This window comes from Fructilactobacillus sp. X7R4C1 (assembly GCF_059901115.1).
In genome coordinates this window covers 181,288-196,504 of the sequence record NZ_JBWXVD010000002.1, presented here as the reverse complement: position 1 = coordinate 196,504, position 15,217 = coordinate 181,288, and the positions used below count along the sequence as shown (strand labels likewise).

The following is a 15,217-nucleotide window of genomic DNA, read 5'->3' as shown; positions in this document are numbered from 1 at the left end:
ATGAAGAGAACAAAGATCGTAAGTACACTTGGTCCTGCAAGTACTGATGTTGATACCATCACTAAGCTTATTGAAGCAGGAGCAAACGTTTTTCGTTTCAATTTTTCACACGGAGACCATGCGGAACATTTAGACCGTATGAATAAAGTGAAAGAAGCGGAAAAGAAAACTGGTAAAGTTGTTGGAATTGTCTTAGATACTAAGGGTGCTGAAATCAGAACCACGGTACAAAAAGACGGAAAGATTGAATACCACACTGGTGATCAATTTAGAATTTCAATGGATGGTAACCTTGAGGGAACTAAAGACAAGATTGCTGTTTCTTACCCAGGCTTGTATGACGACGTTAAAGTTGGCGGGCACGTTCTGTTTGATGACGGTCTTTTGGATACCAAGATTGACAAAAAAGATGATGCCAACAAAGAGTTAGTGGTTACTGCCCAAAATAACGGGGTCTTGGGCTCACGTAAGGGTGTTAATGCTCCAGGAGTTTCAATTAACTTACCTGGTATTACTGAAAAAGATACTGATGATATCCTTTTCGGATGTGACCATGGTATTAACTATATCTCTGCTTCATTTGTTAGAAAGCCACAAGATGTCCTAGATATCCGTGCCTTACTTGAAAGCAAGAATATGGAAGACGTTCAAATTTTTCCTAAGATTGAATCACAAGAAGGAATCGACAACTTTAACGAAATCATCAAAGTATCTGATGGTTTGATGGTTGCTAGAGGTGACATGGGAGTTGAAATTCCACCAGAAAATGTCCCAACCGTTCAAAAACATTTAATCAAGATCTGTAATGATTTAGGTAAACCAGTTATCACTGCTACTCAAATGCTTGATTCCATGCAAGAAGAACCAAGACCTACTCGTGCCGAAGTATCTGATGTTGCTAATGCTGTTTATGATGGTACTGATGCAACTATGCTTTCAGGTGAAAGTGCTAACGGTGATTACCCAGTTAAATCAGTTGCAATGATGAGCAAGATTGATATCGAAGCTGACAAACACTTCTTTGAATTTGGTACTCCACGTCCTAAGTTCGGTACTGGTGACGTCACTGAGTCACTTGGTGAAGCAGTTGCACGGATTGCTAAGGATATGGGAATTCACACGATTGTAGCTGCAACTGGTTCAGGTTACACTGCAAGAATGATTTCAAAATATCATCCAGACGCTGATATTCTTGCTTTAACGTTTAACGATCGTGTTCGTCGTGGATTGACGGTTAACTATGGTGTTCAACCCATCTTAGTTGATAAACCATCAAATCCAGATGAAATGTTCGAATTGGCTGCTAAAAAGTCAGTTGAAACTGGACTCGCTAAGGAAGGCGACATGATCTTGATTACTTCAGGTGTACCATTAGGTGATCAAGGGACTACTAACACAATTCGTGTTAAGTTGATTGGTACTAAATTAGCTCAAGGTCAAGGTGTTGGTGGTGAAACTGTCATTGGCAAGACAGTAGTTGCTAAAGATGCTAAGGAAGCTAACGATAAAGCCGTTGATGGTGGCGTTCTAGTTGTTAAGGATACAAACAAAGACTACTTACCAGCAATGAAGAAGTCAAGTGCAATCGTGGTTGAAAACGGTGGTTTGACCTCATACGCTGCTGTCGTTGGTATCTCCCTTAATATTCCAGTAATTGTTGGTGCTACTGATGCAGTTGAAAACATCAAAGATGGTCAATTAGTTACTGTTGATGGTCGTCGCGGTGTTGTTTACGCTGGTAACCAATCAAAAGCTAAATAATAATTATTAAGAATGAAGCACCCGATTATTATCGGATGCTTTTTTTATTTGGTATAATATTCATTAAAAGCACTGGGATGGAGAATTAATATGAATGAAGATTTGGGAACCGTAATTACGGGAAAAGTCACTGATGAAAACGATAAGGAGTATTTCATTCAAAATAACGGAATTACCTATTCTTTAAACAAGGGCGAGTTAAAAAAGCCAATTAAATTAGGTGGAAATTTTAAGGGATTTGTCTACGAAAATGAAAAGCATCAAATGAAAATCACGCGAAACGTTCCTGATGTTGGAATTGACAGCTATGCATGGGGAAAAGTGGTTGGAATTAAATTTGGATTGGGAATCTTTGTTGACATCGGTTTACCAGATAAGGATGTTGCTGTTTCTCTTGATGATTTGCCGGATATTAAGTCATTATGGCCAGAAGTTGGTGACCAACTTTTAATTGCTTTAAAAAAGGATAGTAAGAATCGAATCTGGGGTAAATTAGCTGATCCTCAGATATATAAAGCGATTTCCCAACCAGTTAATGATCCAAAATTGAAAAATCGGGATGTTAATGCTTGGGTCATTAACCCTAAACTGATGGGAACGCAAGTAATAACGGATCACTATAATTTAGGGTTCATTGACAAATCAGAAGAGGAAGAACAACCACGACTAGGAGAGAAAGTAAACGCTAGGATTATTGGAATCCGACCCAATAAAACGCTTTATTTATCACTTAGACCACGATCTTATGAAGTGATTGGTGAGGACGCCAAGATGATTCAGACAATTCTTGAGCATAAGCCTAATAATGAATTACCTTATAACGATAAAAGTGACCCTCAAGTAATTAAGGATTACTTTGGAATCAGCAAATCTCAGTTTAAACGAGCCCTGGGGCATTTATTAAAGGCTCATGTTATTTCCGAAACCCCAGATGGAATTAAATTAACTGAAACGAGATGAAAGTAAGTGAATGATCAAATTGAAGATTATCTCCACTATTTACTAGTAGAAAGAGGATTATCTGACAATACCATTAAAAGTTATCGACAAGATTTAAGGGAATTTGAGTTGGATTTAAAAAAAAATCACATCAGTTCGTTTAAAGATGTCGACCAGTATGCAATTTTAAATTACATGGAAACAATGAAAAATAGTGGTAAGTCTCGTAATACAATCATTCGATTTGTATCAACGCTTCGTAAATTTTTTCAATATTTAATGGAATTTAAGGTGATTAAAAAGAACCCCATGAACAAGATTGATACTCCTAAAAAGGGCAAGCACTTACCCGATGTTTTATCCGTTAATGAAGTTGATCGATTACTTAAAATGCCGGATGTGAACACCAAGTATGGGGTAAGAGATCGAACCATTTTAGAAGTGATGTATGCTACTGGGCTTCGAGTATCTGAATTGATTAATTTAAAGTTATCTGATCTTCATTTAGAAATGAATCTGATTCAGACCATCGGAAAGGGAGATAAGGAACGAATTGTTCCAATTGGAGAAGTTGCTCAGAATTGGCTATTTAAGTATTTAAATGATAGTCGATTACAGTTACTTAAGCACCGGACATCTCCGTACGTTTTTTTGAATGCGCATGGTGGACGAATTAGTCGACAAAGCATTTGGGAAAAGATTAAACGTTACGTTAGTTTAGCTGGCATTAAAAAGAACGTTACTCCACATACATTACGACATTCTTTTGCAACGCACATTTTAGAAAATGGAGCCGATCTTAGAACTGTGCAGGAATTACTTGGACATTCTGATATTTCCACGACGCAAATTTACACTCATATTTCCCACGAGCGGTTAAGTCAGGTGTATGATAAATATCATCCAAGAGCATAAAATGAGATGGAGTAATGACAGCAAGTAATTGAGGTGATGTCGATGCTATTCAGGTATCGAAATGATTATGAAAAGATTGTGATGGGGATGTTGTCACTTTCTAAAAGTAACGATAAAACGAAACATCTTGTGGAAGAAATGAATTGGTATCGAAATGCTGACAATCGTGACATTTTTCTTTGGAAGGATCGATTTGGAAATTGGGCTGGAATTGTAGGAGTTGAAATCAACCCGAAAAACGTGGTTGTTAGAAGGATTACCCTTACGCCAGATGCTAACAATATTTTTAATGAATTTCGAATTCTTGATAGTGTTGAAAATGAATATCCTGACAAAAAAATCATGGGAACGTTTAATACGCAAGATGTCATTAGTAAATGGGAGTTAAGTCATGAACAGAGACAATCTACAGATTCACGTTAATGACTTTGATGGTCCACTAGAGCTTTTACTGCATCTAATCAAACAAGCAAAGATGGATATTTATGATATTGACATTAAGGATATTACTGAGCAATATTTTAAATATTTAAATAAAATGAAACGTTTAAATTTTGATATTGCTGGTGATTTCTTTGTAATGGCGGCTAATTTGATGCGAATTAAATCTAAAATGTTGTTAGCTAAAGAAACTGATGATGAATTAGATGATGATCCACGGGACGATCTGGTTGATCAGTTGGTTGAATATAATCGGTATAAAAAAGCGTCGAAAAAGTTGCAAAAAAAAGAAGTAGAACGAAATCATTATCATTCTAGGATTCGTTCTTTTAATAAGTCGGAGATTGCAATTGGTGAAAATGAGTTTGAAATTAGCTTGCTGGAACGAGCATGGAATAAGATCATTAAACGACATCAGTTAACTTCTAAACCGCCAGTTCAACAAGTTTCAGAATGGAATTTTAGCGTTAATGAGCAAAGTGAAGTAATTATGAGACGAATAAATGGAGCTAGTAGTCATGAAATCTATTTTTCCAAGTTGTTTGAGGCCAATTCTTCTTTAGAAGAATTAGTGACCGATTTTTTGGCACTTTTGGAAATGGTTAAACATCATCGTATTATGGTTGTGCAAACCAGTAATGACGGAGAAATCTTATTAAGGAAATCTAATTAATGAATTTAATGGCAGAAATTGAAGCTCTCTTGTATGTTTCGGGAGAGTCTGGAATGACAATTGAACGGTTGAAAAAATTAACTTCCGCAAATGATTCCACCATTCGGAGCTGTATTGCTTCGTTGAGTGAGCGTTATTCAAGTGATCGATTTGGCATCTGCATTTTACAAAATGGTAACATTATCCATATGACAACTAAAAAGGATTATTCAAAAGTAATTCAAAAGTTTGTTAAATCCGATGAAGAGTTGTTAACGCAGTCGGCACTTGAGACGCTTACGATTATTGCGTATAAACAGCCAATAACGCGCGTTGAAGTTGATGAGGTAAGGGGCATAAATAGTTTGATTTCAATTAGAAATCTTTTGGCACAAAATTTAATTACCATCAAGGGTGAGCGTGATGAACCAGGCAAACCTAAGCTATATGTTACTACCGACCTTTTTTTAAACGCTTTTAACCTTAAAAACATTAATGATTTACCAGCTTTAGATGCAGAAAGAGATCCAAAAGATTATGGTCAGATGTTTGATGACAAAATGAAACCATTGGAGGATCAGCAAGATGAGTGAAAGATTACAAAAAGTTATGGCGCATGATGGGGTGGCTTCGAGACGAAAGTCTGAGGAACTCATTATTACTGGACATGTGAAGGTTAATGGTAAGATTGTTAATCAGTTAGGGATAAAAGTTGAACCCACTGATAAGATTGAGGTGGATGGAACATCGTTAAGAAAAGAAGATCTAGTATATTTTGCCCTGTATAAGCCACGTGGGGTAATTTCTTCTGTGAGGGATGAAAGGGATCGAAAGACCGTTTTGAACTTTTTTAAAAAGGTTCCTGAACGAATATACCCGGTTGGACGATTAGATTATGATACGAGTGGGATAATTATTTTAACTAACGACGGAACGCTTGATTTCCAGTTAACTCATCCTAAATATGAAGTAAAAAAGACGTACTTAGTTAAGGTGATTGGGAAACTCGATCACAATGAGTTGAATAAAATTCGAAAGGGTGTTTTAATTAATGGCAAGTATAAGAGTGCACCCGCGGAAGTCGAGGTGATTTATAAGGCTGGTAATTCAAAGAATAATTCGGCGCTACGTTTGACGATTCACGAGGGTAAGAATCATGAAGTTAAAGATATGCTGAAAGCAGTTGGTCATCCTGTTGAAAAATTAAAACGGGAAGAGTTTGCTGGGATCGGTTTAGAAAACTTACAACCTGGTGAGTTTCGTAGGCTCCGAAAAAGAGAAATACGAGATTTGTATGCTTTAACTAAATAATTAATAAAACGTCTTCAAGGTCGGGTGAAATTCCCAATCGGTGGTTACAGCCCACTACCCAATGAAAATTGGTTGAGATGGTGAAATCCCATTGCCGACAGTAAAGTCTGGTATAAAGAAGATGAGTTTTTTTATGGCGCAATTTACCCTAATTGACTTTGAAGAACGTTTAATTGGAGGAATTGTGATGATAGCTAAAAACGATCGAATTAAAAGAATTACTATAACTGCCGTGATTGGTGCGATCTCATTTTTGTTAATGTTGATTTCATTTCCAATCATCCCATACATGAGTTATTTGAAATTGGATTTTTCGGATATTCCAATTTTGATTTGTTTGTTATTATTGGGACCGGGTGCAGCCATTGAAGCTGTGATACTTAAACTATTTATTTACTGGATGGTGATGGGTTTTTCACCACTTGAGTTAATTGGGTTGACCACCTCTCTTTTAGCCTCATTAACAATGATTTTGGTGTTTTACTTTTTGAGAAAATATTTATTTAAAAGTCACTGGATTGACTTTTTGATTGTTTTGGTTGAAACGCTGGCGTTAACAATTGTCATGAGTATTACCAATTTGTTCATTAGTACTCCACTGTACGTGAAACTAACAAATTTAAAGTTAGATTTTTCGCTTGCCAAAACGATTCTTTACGGAGTAGTTCCCTTTAACTTAATCAAAGGTATTGTGATTGGACTGATTTTTGTGATTATTGCAAAACAAATGCAGAAATGGATTAATAAGCGATCTTATCAAAAATGATTAATAATACAAATGAAGCTCTTGGTCTTTTCGTTTTTAGTGCAACCCAAAAACGGAGGGCTCGATTAATTGAAAACTTACTGTTAGGCAAGAAAACGGTAGCCACCTTATACTGGGCGATGAGATATGGTCTTTTAGACCTTCTTGGAGTTGGACGATATTTTAATAAAAACGAATTAGATGTTAAGTCTCTGATTAGTGCGAACTTGCTGGAAGAAGTTGAACATGGTCAGTTTAAATTAACGTCTGAAGGAGAAAAAGAAAGAGCAGAATTAGTTAAAATGATTGATGATTCTAATCTTTCTTTTTCATTACATACTTTTCAAAGGATTGATTTAGTTAGTTTTAAGCAACGATTGCAGTTGCTTGTTCAGATTATCTCAGAGCATGTCCATAACGTTAGACACTATTATCCAGTCAATGTTGATGGAGTGAATAAAGATTTTATTAAAAAATATTATCGACTGATTGATCGCAAGCAAGTTGGCACAGATTTAAAGAAAGAGTTGAAACGATTTTTATCCTTACTCGATCTAAATGACGCTGATTTATTTGCTCAAGGATTAGTTGGATTTAGTACTAATGGATTCACAATCCAGCAGATTGCACATAATTTAAACCAATCGTTAGTCAAAAGTTATATTGCTGATTTTATCAATTATGCAAAATTGGCGAACTTTGTTGAGCAAAGTGATCAATCTGTAATGGTTCCATTACTTAATGGTCTTTTCAAAAATCCAATTTCTGGTAGTGCTAAAAGGACTTTTGATGAATATGAACGATTGGGTAATATAAAAAAGGTTGAACAACTGCGAAATCTACGAGAGTCAACTGTCCTAGAACATCTTCTGGAAGTTGCAATTTACGTTGATTATGACAAGTTTCCTTATCGAAATTTCATTTCCCTTCAAATGGAAAGAAAAGTTAGGCGTATTCTACTTGGAACGGACGTCGATGACTGGGACTATCATCAATTACCAACTGATGCTTTAGAGCAGTTTAGTTTTTTTCAATTTAGATTACTTGAAATCAAACGGACAAAACAGGGAATTAATAATGAACAAGATGAAACTTGCTAAACAAATATTAAAAAACAAGTTTGGCTTTAGTGATTTTAAGCCTGGTCAAGATAAGACTATTTCTGCACTATTAAATGGCGCAAATGTTCTTTCAGTCATGCCAACTGGGGCAGGTAAATCATTAATATACCAGTTATATGGGTATTTAGTTAAGCGGCCGGTTGTGATTGTTTCGCCACTTATTTCTCTTATGGAAGATCAGGTTGGTCGAATGAACTTTATGGGAGAAAAGCGGGTGTGTGCTTTAAATTCAATGAACGATTGGTCGAAGCGACACCGGCTATTGAATCATCTTGATCAGTTTCGTTATATTTTTGTTTCTCCAGAACTATTATCTAATTCTGATGTGCTTAACCGAATTAAGCAATTGAAAATTGGCTTATTGGTGATTGATGAAGCACATTGTATCTCTAAGTGGGGGCTTGATTTTCGTCCTGATTACCTGTCATTAAGACAGGTGATTCGTACGTTAGGACATCCGCAAACGCTAATGCTAACGGCAACTGCTTCAAAAAAAGTTCAAAGAGATATCATTAATTATTTGAAGTTAACTGACGTTCAAGAAATAATTGAAAATGTGGATCGGCCTAACGTTTTCCTTGCGGTTCATAAAAGTTCAAGTGAAAAAGATAAGCAAGCCTATCTTTTTAATTTAATTGAGAAACTCAAGTATCCCGGTATAATTTATTTCTCTAGCCGAGATAAGGCTTCAAAAGTTGCTTTTAAACTTAGAGAACAAACTGATATCAAAGTGGCAGCTTATCATGCCGGTCTTAGTAACGATGATCGGTATCGGATTCAGCATCAATTTATGGATAATGAGCTTCAGGTCATCTGTGCAACCAGCGCCTTTGGAATGGGGATTGACAAATCAGACATCCGATTTGTAGTCCATTATCATATGCCGACTGATATGGAAAGTTATGTTCAAGAAATTGGCAGAGCTGGAAGAGACGGTAAACAGAGTATCGCAGTGTTACTTTACTCTAATGGTGATGAACAAATTGCACAGAGCTTAATTGTTAGGTCCATTCCTAATGATCAACAGATTGATAATTTCTTTTCAAATCCCAAAGCTAAAATGAGCGAGCAGAATAAGAGACTCCTTCAGTTCTATTTAAATCATGGGTATGGTAATGATGACGTCAAACAGATTTTTTCTGAGGTCACCCTTAAAAAGGATCAAAGTTTAAAGCAAGTTGTCCGGTACATTAATCATACTGGCTGTCGGCGAAAACTTCTGCTTTCTTTATTTGATGTGAACTTTGATGACCACACTGATGATTGTTGTGACTTTGGAAGTGAAAAGTTTGATTTAATGAGTCTTGGTTTGTTAAAAGACGTTAATAGTGAAAAGTCCAATTTAGCTGGTACTTGGTATGAGATTTTGGACAAACTTTTTTAATAATAATTAGGCGCAAAAAATGATATAATCACCATAGAAGTTTTGGAGGGATGTATTTATGAGGGACGACAAACATAAAGATAACAAAAAAAATGATCCATGGGATGATTCATTTTCAGATGATACCGATCCAGATGGAAATCTTTCAAGAACCGAGTATCGTAAGCACCATCGTAGTAATTCATTAGTCGTGATTATGCTGGTTTCTGTTATTGTAATTATTGCCCTTGTTGCACTTGTTTTTGGGCTTTCTAAGGAACGTGCGGTTGGAAATGGGAGTGCCAGTCAAAAGACACAGAGTAGTAAGATGCACCACGAAAAACCCAAAAAGAATAAAGATCAGAAATCAAAGAAACCGAAAGCAAACTCAAGTAGTGTTCAAAGTGAGGATACTACAAATGATAATACTGTTTCATCTGGTGCTGGATCTGAAGAGGCTTCATCTTCATCCGTTCAAAACGAAATGGGAAGTAACCAAAGTAGTACGACTCCAAGTAGGGATTCATCATCTACTGCTAATAACTCGCAGCAACAAAAACCAGCCCAAACAACGAATGGCACTGATAATGCTGGTAGTAATGATTACGTTAAGGTTCAAAAAGGTCAGGGAGTTTATCGCGTAGCTACTAATGCGGGTATTAGTATGCAACAGTTATTAAAATTAAATGGACTTAGTTCATCCAGCCAGATTCATCCAGGACAAAGTTTAAGGGTTAAATAATTACAAATAAATGATAAGGATTGATTACATTTGGGTAAGAACGGCTTACAAGTTGCAATCGATGGGCCTGCTTCAGCGGGTAAAAGCACGGTAGCTAAACTAGTTGCAAAAAAATTTCATTACATATATTGTGATACCGGTGCAATGTATCGATCAATTACGTTAAAAGCAATTAGACTAGGATTAGATTTAAATGATGAGAAGACCCTTCTTGATCTTTTAAAAAAAACCACGATTACTTTTGAACCGGGTGATCCAGTTCAAAAGGTCTTTGTTGACGGTAAAGAAGTTACAAATGATATTCGCAGTCCTCAGGTAACTAGCAATGTTTCAGCAGTTTCAGCACTTGGATCAATTCGTTTCGAATTAGTTAAAAGACAACAGGATTTGGCAAAAGATGGTGGAATCGTTATGGATGGTAGAGACATTGGCACGACGGTTCTACCAAAGGCAGATGTAAAGGTCTTTTTAATTGCCAGTGTTACGGAGCGAGCTGAGCGGAGATATAAAGAGGATCAAGCAAAGGGAATTTCGGTTAGTCTCAATAAACTTAAAAAAGATATTGAGGAACGGGATTATAAGGATTCCCATCGAAAGATATCCCCATTAAAAAAAGCATCTGATGCTTTTGAAATTGATACCACTTCAATGTCGATTGATGACGTGGTTGCGGCAATTTCGCAATTAATCGAAAATAAAATTCAACAACTTTCAAATAATAAAGCCGATTAACTGGTATTTTATTTCCAACTAAGATAAAATAGCAATTAGAGTTGTTGCAAGGAGGAAATGTTTGATGAGTGAAAACGATACTAATGCAAACAAAGATTTATTAGCCGCTCTCGATAATATTAAGCAGGTAAACGTTGGTGATGTTGTTAATGGTGAAATTTTGGCCATTGATGATGACCAGCAATTAGTCGTGGGAATCGAAGGCGCTGGTGTTGAAGGAGTTATTCCAAGGAAAGAAATTTCCGCACAAAGGGAAGATAACCCAACTTCAAACTACAAAGTTGGAGACAAAGTTAAGGTTGTTGTTGTATCTCGAATTGGTGATGATAAGGAAGGTGGAAGTTACCTTCTTTCAATCAGAAGACTTGAGGCTCTCAAGGTTTGGGATGACATCAAGGAAAAATCTGATAAGGGTGACACCATCAAAGTTACTGTTACTCGTGCGGTAAAAGGTGGTTTAGTGGTAAATGCTGACGGAGTTCGTGGATTTATTCCAGCTTCCATGATTACTGATCACTTTGTTGATGATTTAAATCAATTTAAAGGTCAAGAACTCGAAGTTAAGATTATTGAAGTTGTCCCTGAAGAGAATCGTTTGATTTTATCACATAGAGCGATTGCTGAAGCAGAACGTAAAGAAGCTCGTGATAGAATTATGAGCACACTAAAACCCGGAGATGTTGTTGAAGGGAAAGTTGCTCGTTTGACTAACTTTGGTGCCTTTGTCGATCTTGGTGGGATTGATGGACTTGTTCACGTTTCAGAAATTTCTTATGAACATGTTAACAAACCAAGTGATGTTTTGAAGGTTGGCGAAGAGGTTAAGGTTAAAGTTCTTTCAGTTGATCCTGATCGTAATCGTATTTCATTATCAATTAAACAAACTCAACCAGGTCCTTGGAGTGACATTGAAGAAAAAGCTCCTAAGGGAAGTGTCCTTGATGGAAAAGTTAAGCGCTTAGTTGATTTTGGTGCTTTTGTTGAAGTTTTCCCTGGTGTTGAAGGATTAGTTCACATTTCACAAATTTCACATAAGCATATTGACAAGCCGAGTGATGTTTTGAAGTCTGGCGAAGACGTTAAAGTTAAAGTCCTTGACGTTCAACCTGAAGAACATCGATTAGCATTGTCAATGAAAGCTCTCGAAAAAGACCCCAGAGATGATCAAAAAACTCCAAAGAAAAATGTGAGTGATAATTCAACTAATAATGCTCCTGAAGAAGAGAATGGTTTTACGTTAGGTGACATTGTTGGAAATGAATTAAATGATGATGACAATGAGTAATTAGAAAATTATCCTTCATATTTATGAAGGATTTTTTTATTCTCAAAAATAAGAGGTGATATAAAATGGCAAAACCTACTGTAGCAATTGTTGGAAGACCAAACGTTGGTAAATCAACAATTTTTAATCGAATTGCTGGTGAACGAATTTCAATTGTTGAAGATACTCCTGGAGTGACCCGTGATCGTATTTATGCTCATGGGAGTTGGCTTGGTCACAATTTTAATTTGATCGACACTGGTGGAATTGAAGTTGCTGATGAACCATTTATTAAGCAAATTACTGATCAAGCAGAAATTGCGATTGATGAAGCTGATGTAATTATATTTATGGTAAATGGTAAGCAAGGAATGACTGACGCTGATGAAAGAGTGGCCCAATTATTGTATCGATCTGATACGCCAGTTGTATTGGCGGTTAATAAAATTGACAATCCCGAAAGTCGGGCCGACATTTATGATTTCTATGCTTTGGGGTTTGGTGACCCATATCCCATTTCGGGCTCTCACGGACTTGGTTTGGGGGATTTGTTAGATGCTGTTGTTAAGAATTTCCCAGAAAATGCTAACGAAACTGACGATGATAGTATTAAATTTAGTGTGATTGGCCGACCAAATGTTGGCAAGTCATCACTTGTCAATGCTATTTTAGGAGAGAATCGGGTGATCGTATCAAATGTAGCTGGCACTACTCGCGATGCGATTGACACTAAGTTTGAAAATGATGGTCAAGAGTACACCATTGTTGATACCGCAGGAATTCGGAAACGTGGTAAGGTTTATGAAAAGACCGAGAAATACAGCGTAATGCGAGCTATGAGAGCAATTGATGGAAGTGATGTGACATTGATGGTTCTCAATGCAGAAGAAGGCATTAGAGAGCAAGACAAGCGGGTTGCTGGATATGCGCACGAGGCTGGCAAGGGTGTCATCATTGTCGTTAATAAATGGGACTCTTTAAAAAAGGATAATCACTCGCAACAACAATTTGAAGCTGATATTCGTGAGCAATTTCAGTATTTGGCTTACGCACCCATTATTTTTGTATCCGCAACGACCAAACAACATGTTAGTCAGTTACCATCCTTGATTAAACGAGTTAACGAAAACCATCAACGTCGAATCCAGTCGTCAACCTTAAATGATGTTATCATGGATTCAATCGCAATTACTCCAACACCAACCAGAAATGGGAAGCGACTTCGGATTTACTATGCTACCCAGGTTGCTGTTGGACCTCCAACGATTGTCTTGTTTGTAAATGATCCAGAACTACTTCATTTTTCGTACAAACGTTATTTGGAAAATCAAATTAGAAAAAATTTTGACTTTGCTGGGACACCAATTCACTTGATAGCAAGGCGTCGAAAGTAATGAGTAATGGTAACAACCTTCTAATCATAATTATATTAAAATTTTTTTAGTAAATGTTAATTATACTTCCATTATTTGTTGCAATGACACCATTCTTATGCTAAATTAAGACTAGAAATGATGTAGTAGTACATCATTTCCCCTGGCTTAATCTTTAACTTATTGGGTGTTTTTTACATAAAAAACATCTATTCAGGAGGTGAATACACATGGCCAACAAAGCAGAATTAGTTAATGATGTCGCAAAGGCAACTGGTTTAACTAAGAAAGATGCCACCGCAGCTTTGGATGCAGTTTTTGACTCAATCCAAGACAAGTTGACTCACGGTGAAAAGGTACAATTGATCGGTTTTGGTAATTTCGAAGTACGTAATCGTGCCGCTCGTAAGGGACGTAACCCCCAAACTGGTGCAGAAATTCAAATCCCTGCAAGTAAAGTACCTGCCTTTAAACCCGGTAAGGCTTTAAAGGAAGCTGTTAAATAGTTTTATTTAATGGTTTAACCAGTGCGCTTATGCGTACTGGTTTTTTTATTAGTAGGAGGACATGTGTAATGACTTATTCAGAGCAAGCCTTAGACGCCCTAAAAAAGGGTGATATGAGTCAATTTAACGATGACATCAAAAAAGCCAAGGTAAATGATAGTGATGATATGATTTATTCGTTAGCAGAAGAACTTTATTCATTAGGTTTTTTAAACGAATCGATTGATATATATAAAGATCTTTTAAAAAAATATCCTGAGGAAGACGAGTTAAGAACAAGTATTGCAGATATTTTGATTTCTGAAGGCAAGATTGATAAAGCGCTTAATTATTTAAGTGAGATTAAACCTGATTCCCCAAATTATGTTAATGCTTTGATGGTTGAAGCTGATCTTTATCAAACTCAGGAAATGTATAACGTTAGTGAACAAAAGTTACTTGAAGCTGAAAAAATTGATCCAGACGAAAATGTAATTAAATTTGCCCTGGCTGAATTGTATTTTTCTACCGGACAATTTGATAAAGCCATTCCTATATACTTGGGAATAATTAAACAAGGTGTTTTGAACATTTCTTCAGTTAATTTGGTTGAAAGGTTAGGGGTGGCATATGCTAATGCGGGTCATTTTGAACAGGCTATTGGATACCTTGAACAGATTAAGCCCATTGATATGACGCCAGACGTCAAATTTGAAACGGGTTTTACTTACTTACAGTTGAAGAACTACGCTAAAGCGATTGAGATGTTCAAGCAGTTGCGAGAAGAGGATCCTCAGTATGCCTCACTGTATCCTTACTTAGGGGAAGCATACATTCAAATGAATGAACCTGAAAATGCTTTAAAGGTTTATCAGGAGGGTATGAGCGTTGATCAGTATAATGTCAATATGGACATTAAAGCCGCAGACGTTGCTGCTAAACTTTCAAAAGAAGATCTAGCCCTGAAGTATCTTAATAAGGGACATCAGGTTGATCCGGATAACATGGAATTAGTTATTAAGTTATCTAATTTGTACGTTAAGCAAGGTGAATATCAAAAAAATGTTGATTTTTTGAGTCCATACGTAAAAGAAGAAGAAACCGATCCACAAATTTACTGGAATTTGGCGGTGTCTTATGCTCATCTTGAAAAGTATGATGATGCTCAAAAGTACTATGAGCGAGCTCTTCCGTACTTTGATGATAATCCTGATTTCTTACGTGAGGCGATTTTATTGTTCAGAGAGAATGGTCAAATTAAGGAAACCATTAAATTGTTAAAACATTATGTGAAACTTGTCCCGACTGATGATGAAATGGCATACATGCTTGAAGATTTAGAAGATTACGAGTAACAAAATAAGGATCAGAGT

The 15,217-nt window shown here is 36.5% G+C and carries 16 protein-coding genes and 1 riboswitch; all 16 genes read left to right on the top strand.

Annotated elements, in window-relative coordinates; genetic code table 11:
• The 16 genes from pyk to AC6UC9_RS02945 all read left to right on the top strand — a co-directional run bounded on the left by pyk (position 1) and on the right by AC6UC9_RS02945 (position 15,199).
• Positions 1–1,761, top strand: coding sequence for a pyruvate kinase (pyk, locus tag AC6UC9_RS03020; RefSeq protein ID WP_500693792.1), 1,761 nt, complete (start codon positions 1–3; stop codon positions 1,759–1,761).
• Positions 1,762–1,851: 90 nt separating this feature from the next.
• Positions 1,852–2,721 (top strand): CvfB family protein, encoded by an 870-nt coding sequence (locus AC6UC9_RS03015; RefSeq protein WP_500693791.1) that lies wholly within the window; start codon positions 1,852–1,854, stop codon positions 2,719–2,721.
• Positions 2,722–2,727: 6 nt separating this feature from the next.
• Positions 2,728–3,615 (top strand): site-specific tyrosine recombinase XerD, encoded by an 888-nt coding sequence (gene xerD / locus AC6UC9_RS03010; protein ID WP_500693790.1) that lies wholly within the window; start codon positions 2,728–2,730, stop codon positions 3,613–3,615.
• A gap of 42 nt (positions 3,616–3,657) precedes the next feature.
• A complete protein-coding gene (locus tag AC6UC9_RS03005; protein ID WP_500693789.1) occupies positions 3,658–4,038 on the top strand; it encodes a riboflavin biosynthesis protein RibT in 381 nt (126 codons plus the stop codon).
• The gene (locus tag AC6UC9_RS03000) at positions 4,007–4,729 is read left to right on the top strand and encodes a segregation and condensation protein A (RefSeq protein ID WP_500701098.1); all 723 of its coding nucleotides are present in this window, start codon (positions 4,007–4,009) and stop codon (positions 4,727–4,729) included. Before AC6UC9_RS03005 ends, AC6UC9_RS03000 begins: the two co-directional genes overlap by 32 nt.
• Complete coding sequence (gene scpB / locus AC6UC9_RS02995; protein WP_500701097.1) at positions 4,729–5,301, top strand: SMC-Scp complex subunit ScpB; 573 nt, start codon at positions 4,729–4,731, stop codon at positions 5,299–5,301. Before AC6UC9_RS03000 ends, scpB begins: the two co-directional genes overlap by 1 nt.
• Positions 5,294–6,019: a pseudouridine synthase gene (locus AC6UC9_RS02990; protein ID WP_500701096.1), complete on the top strand. Its 726-nt coding sequence runs from the start codon at positions 5,294–5,296 to the stop codon at positions 6,017–6,019. The genes scpB and AC6UC9_RS02990 overlap by 8 nt, the downstream gene beginning before the upstream one ends.
• Positions 6,020–6,025: 6 nt before the next feature.
• A riboswitch (FMN riboswitch) is annotated at positions 6,026–6,146 on the top strand.
• The gene (locus AC6UC9_RS02985; RefSeq protein ID WP_500696664.1) at positions 6,141–6,785 is read left to right on the top strand and encodes an ECF transporter S component; all 645 of its coding nucleotides are present in this window, start codon (positions 6,141–6,143) and stop codon (positions 6,783–6,785) included. It overlaps the preceding riboswitch by 6 nt.
• A complete protein-coding gene (locus AC6UC9_RS02980) occupies positions 6,782–7,864 on the top strand; it encodes a helix-turn-helix domain-containing protein (protein WP_500701095.1) in 1,083 nt (360 codons plus the stop codon). The genes AC6UC9_RS02985 and AC6UC9_RS02980 overlap by 4 nt, the downstream gene beginning before the upstream one ends.
• A complete protein-coding gene (locus AC6UC9_RS02975) occupies positions 7,842–9,269 on the top strand; it encodes a RecQ family ATP-dependent DNA helicase (protein ID WP_500696666.1) in 1,428 nt (475 codons plus the stop codon). The genes AC6UC9_RS02980 and AC6UC9_RS02975 overlap by 23 nt, the downstream gene beginning before the upstream one ends.
• A gap of 58 nt (positions 9,270–9,327) precedes the next feature.
• Positions 9,328–9,990, top strand: coding sequence for a LysM peptidoglycan-binding domain-containing protein (locus AC6UC9_RS02970; protein ID WP_500696667.1), 663 nt, complete (start codon positions 9,328–9,330; stop codon positions 9,988–9,990).
• A gap of 30 nt (positions 9,991–10,020) precedes the next feature.
• On the top strand, positions 10,021–10,722 hold the full coding sequence (gene cmk / locus AC6UC9_RS02965; protein WP_500696668.1) for a (d)CMP kinase: 702 nt from the start codon (positions 10,021–10,023) through the stop codon (positions 10,720–10,722).
• A gap of 64 nt (positions 10,723–10,786) precedes the next feature.
• Positions 10,787–12,007 carry a 30S ribosomal protein S1 gene (gene rpsA, locus AC6UC9_RS02960; protein WP_500696669.1) on the top strand — a complete coding sequence of 407 codons (1,221 nt, stop codon included), beginning with the start codon at positions 10,787–10,789 and terminating at the stop codon, positions 12,005–12,007.
• 65 nt (positions 12,008–12,072) lie between these two features.
• Positions 12,073–13,380, top strand: a complete 1,308-nt coding sequence (gene der / locus AC6UC9_RS02955; protein ID WP_500701094.1) for a ribosome biogenesis GTPase Der — start codon at positions 12,073–12,075, stop codon at positions 13,378–13,380.
• A gap of 209 nt (positions 13,381–13,589) precedes the next feature.
• Positions 13,590–13,865, top strand: a complete 276-nt coding sequence (hbs, locus tag AC6UC9_RS02950) for a non-specific DNA-binding protein Hbs (RefSeq protein ID WP_010021419.1) — start codon at positions 13,590–13,592, stop codon at positions 13,863–13,865.
• Positions 13,866–13,933: 68 nt separating this feature from the next.
• Positions 13,934–15,199, top strand: coding sequence for a tetratricopeptide repeat protein (locus AC6UC9_RS02945; RefSeq protein WP_500701093.1), 1,266 nt, complete (start codon positions 13,934–13,936; stop codon positions 15,197–15,199).
• Positions 15,200–15,217: the final 18 nt, after the last annotated feature.

Bases quoted from the DNA above. Each gene is read 5' to 3' on its own strand.
- pyk (WP_500693792.1), top strand. From the start codon at position 1: ATGAAGAGAACAAAGATCGTAAGTACACTTGGTCCTGCAAGTACTGAT.
- AC6UC9_RS03015 (WP_500693791.1), top strand. From the start codon at position 1,852: ATGAATGAAGATTTGGGAACCGTAATTACGGGAAAAGTCACTGATGAA.
- AC6UC9_RS03005 (WP_500693789.1), top strand. From the start codon at position 3,658: ATGCTATTCAGGTATCGAAATGATTATGAAAAGATTGTGATGGGGATG.
- AC6UC9_RS03000 (WP_500701098.1), top strand. From the start codon at position 4,007: ATGAACAGAGACAATCTACAGATTCACGTTAATGACTTTGATGGTCCA.
- scpB (WP_500701097.1), top strand. From the start codon at position 4,729: ATGAATTTAATGGCAGAAATTGAAGCTCTCTTGTATGTTTCGGGAGAG.
- AC6UC9_RS02990 (WP_500701096.1), top strand. From the start codon at position 5,294: ATGAGTGAAAGATTACAAAAAGTTATGGCGCATGATGGGGTGGCTTCG.
- AC6UC9_RS02985 (WP_500696664.1), top strand. From the start codon at position 6,141: ATGAGTTTTTTTATGGCGCAATTTACCCTAATTGACTTTGAAGAACGT.
- AC6UC9_RS02980 (WP_500701095.1), top strand. From the start codon at position 6,782: ATGATTAATAATACAAATGAAGCTCTTGGTCTTTTCGTTTTTAGTGCA.
- AC6UC9_RS02975 (WP_500696666.1), top strand. From the start codon at position 7,842: ATGAACAAGATGAAACTTGCTAAACAAATATTAAAAAACAAGTTTGGC.
- AC6UC9_RS02970 (WP_500696667.1), top strand. From the start codon at position 9,328: ATGAGGGACGACAAACATAAAGATAACAAAAAAAATGATCCATGGGAT.
- rpsA (WP_500696669.1), top strand. From the start codon at position 10,787: ATGAGTGAAAACGATACTAATGCAAACAAAGATTTATTAGCCGCTCTC.
- der (WP_500701094.1), top strand. From the start codon at position 12,073: ATGGCAAAACCTACTGTAGCAATTGTTGGAAGACCAAACGTTGGTAAA.
- hbs (WP_010021419.1), top strand. From the start codon at position 13,590: ATGGCCAACAAAGCAGAATTAGTTAATGATGTCGCAAAGGCAACTGGT.
- AC6UC9_RS02945 (WP_500701093.1), top strand. From the start codon at position 13,934: ATGACTTATTCAGAGCAAGCCTTAGACGCCCTAAAAAAGGGTGATATG.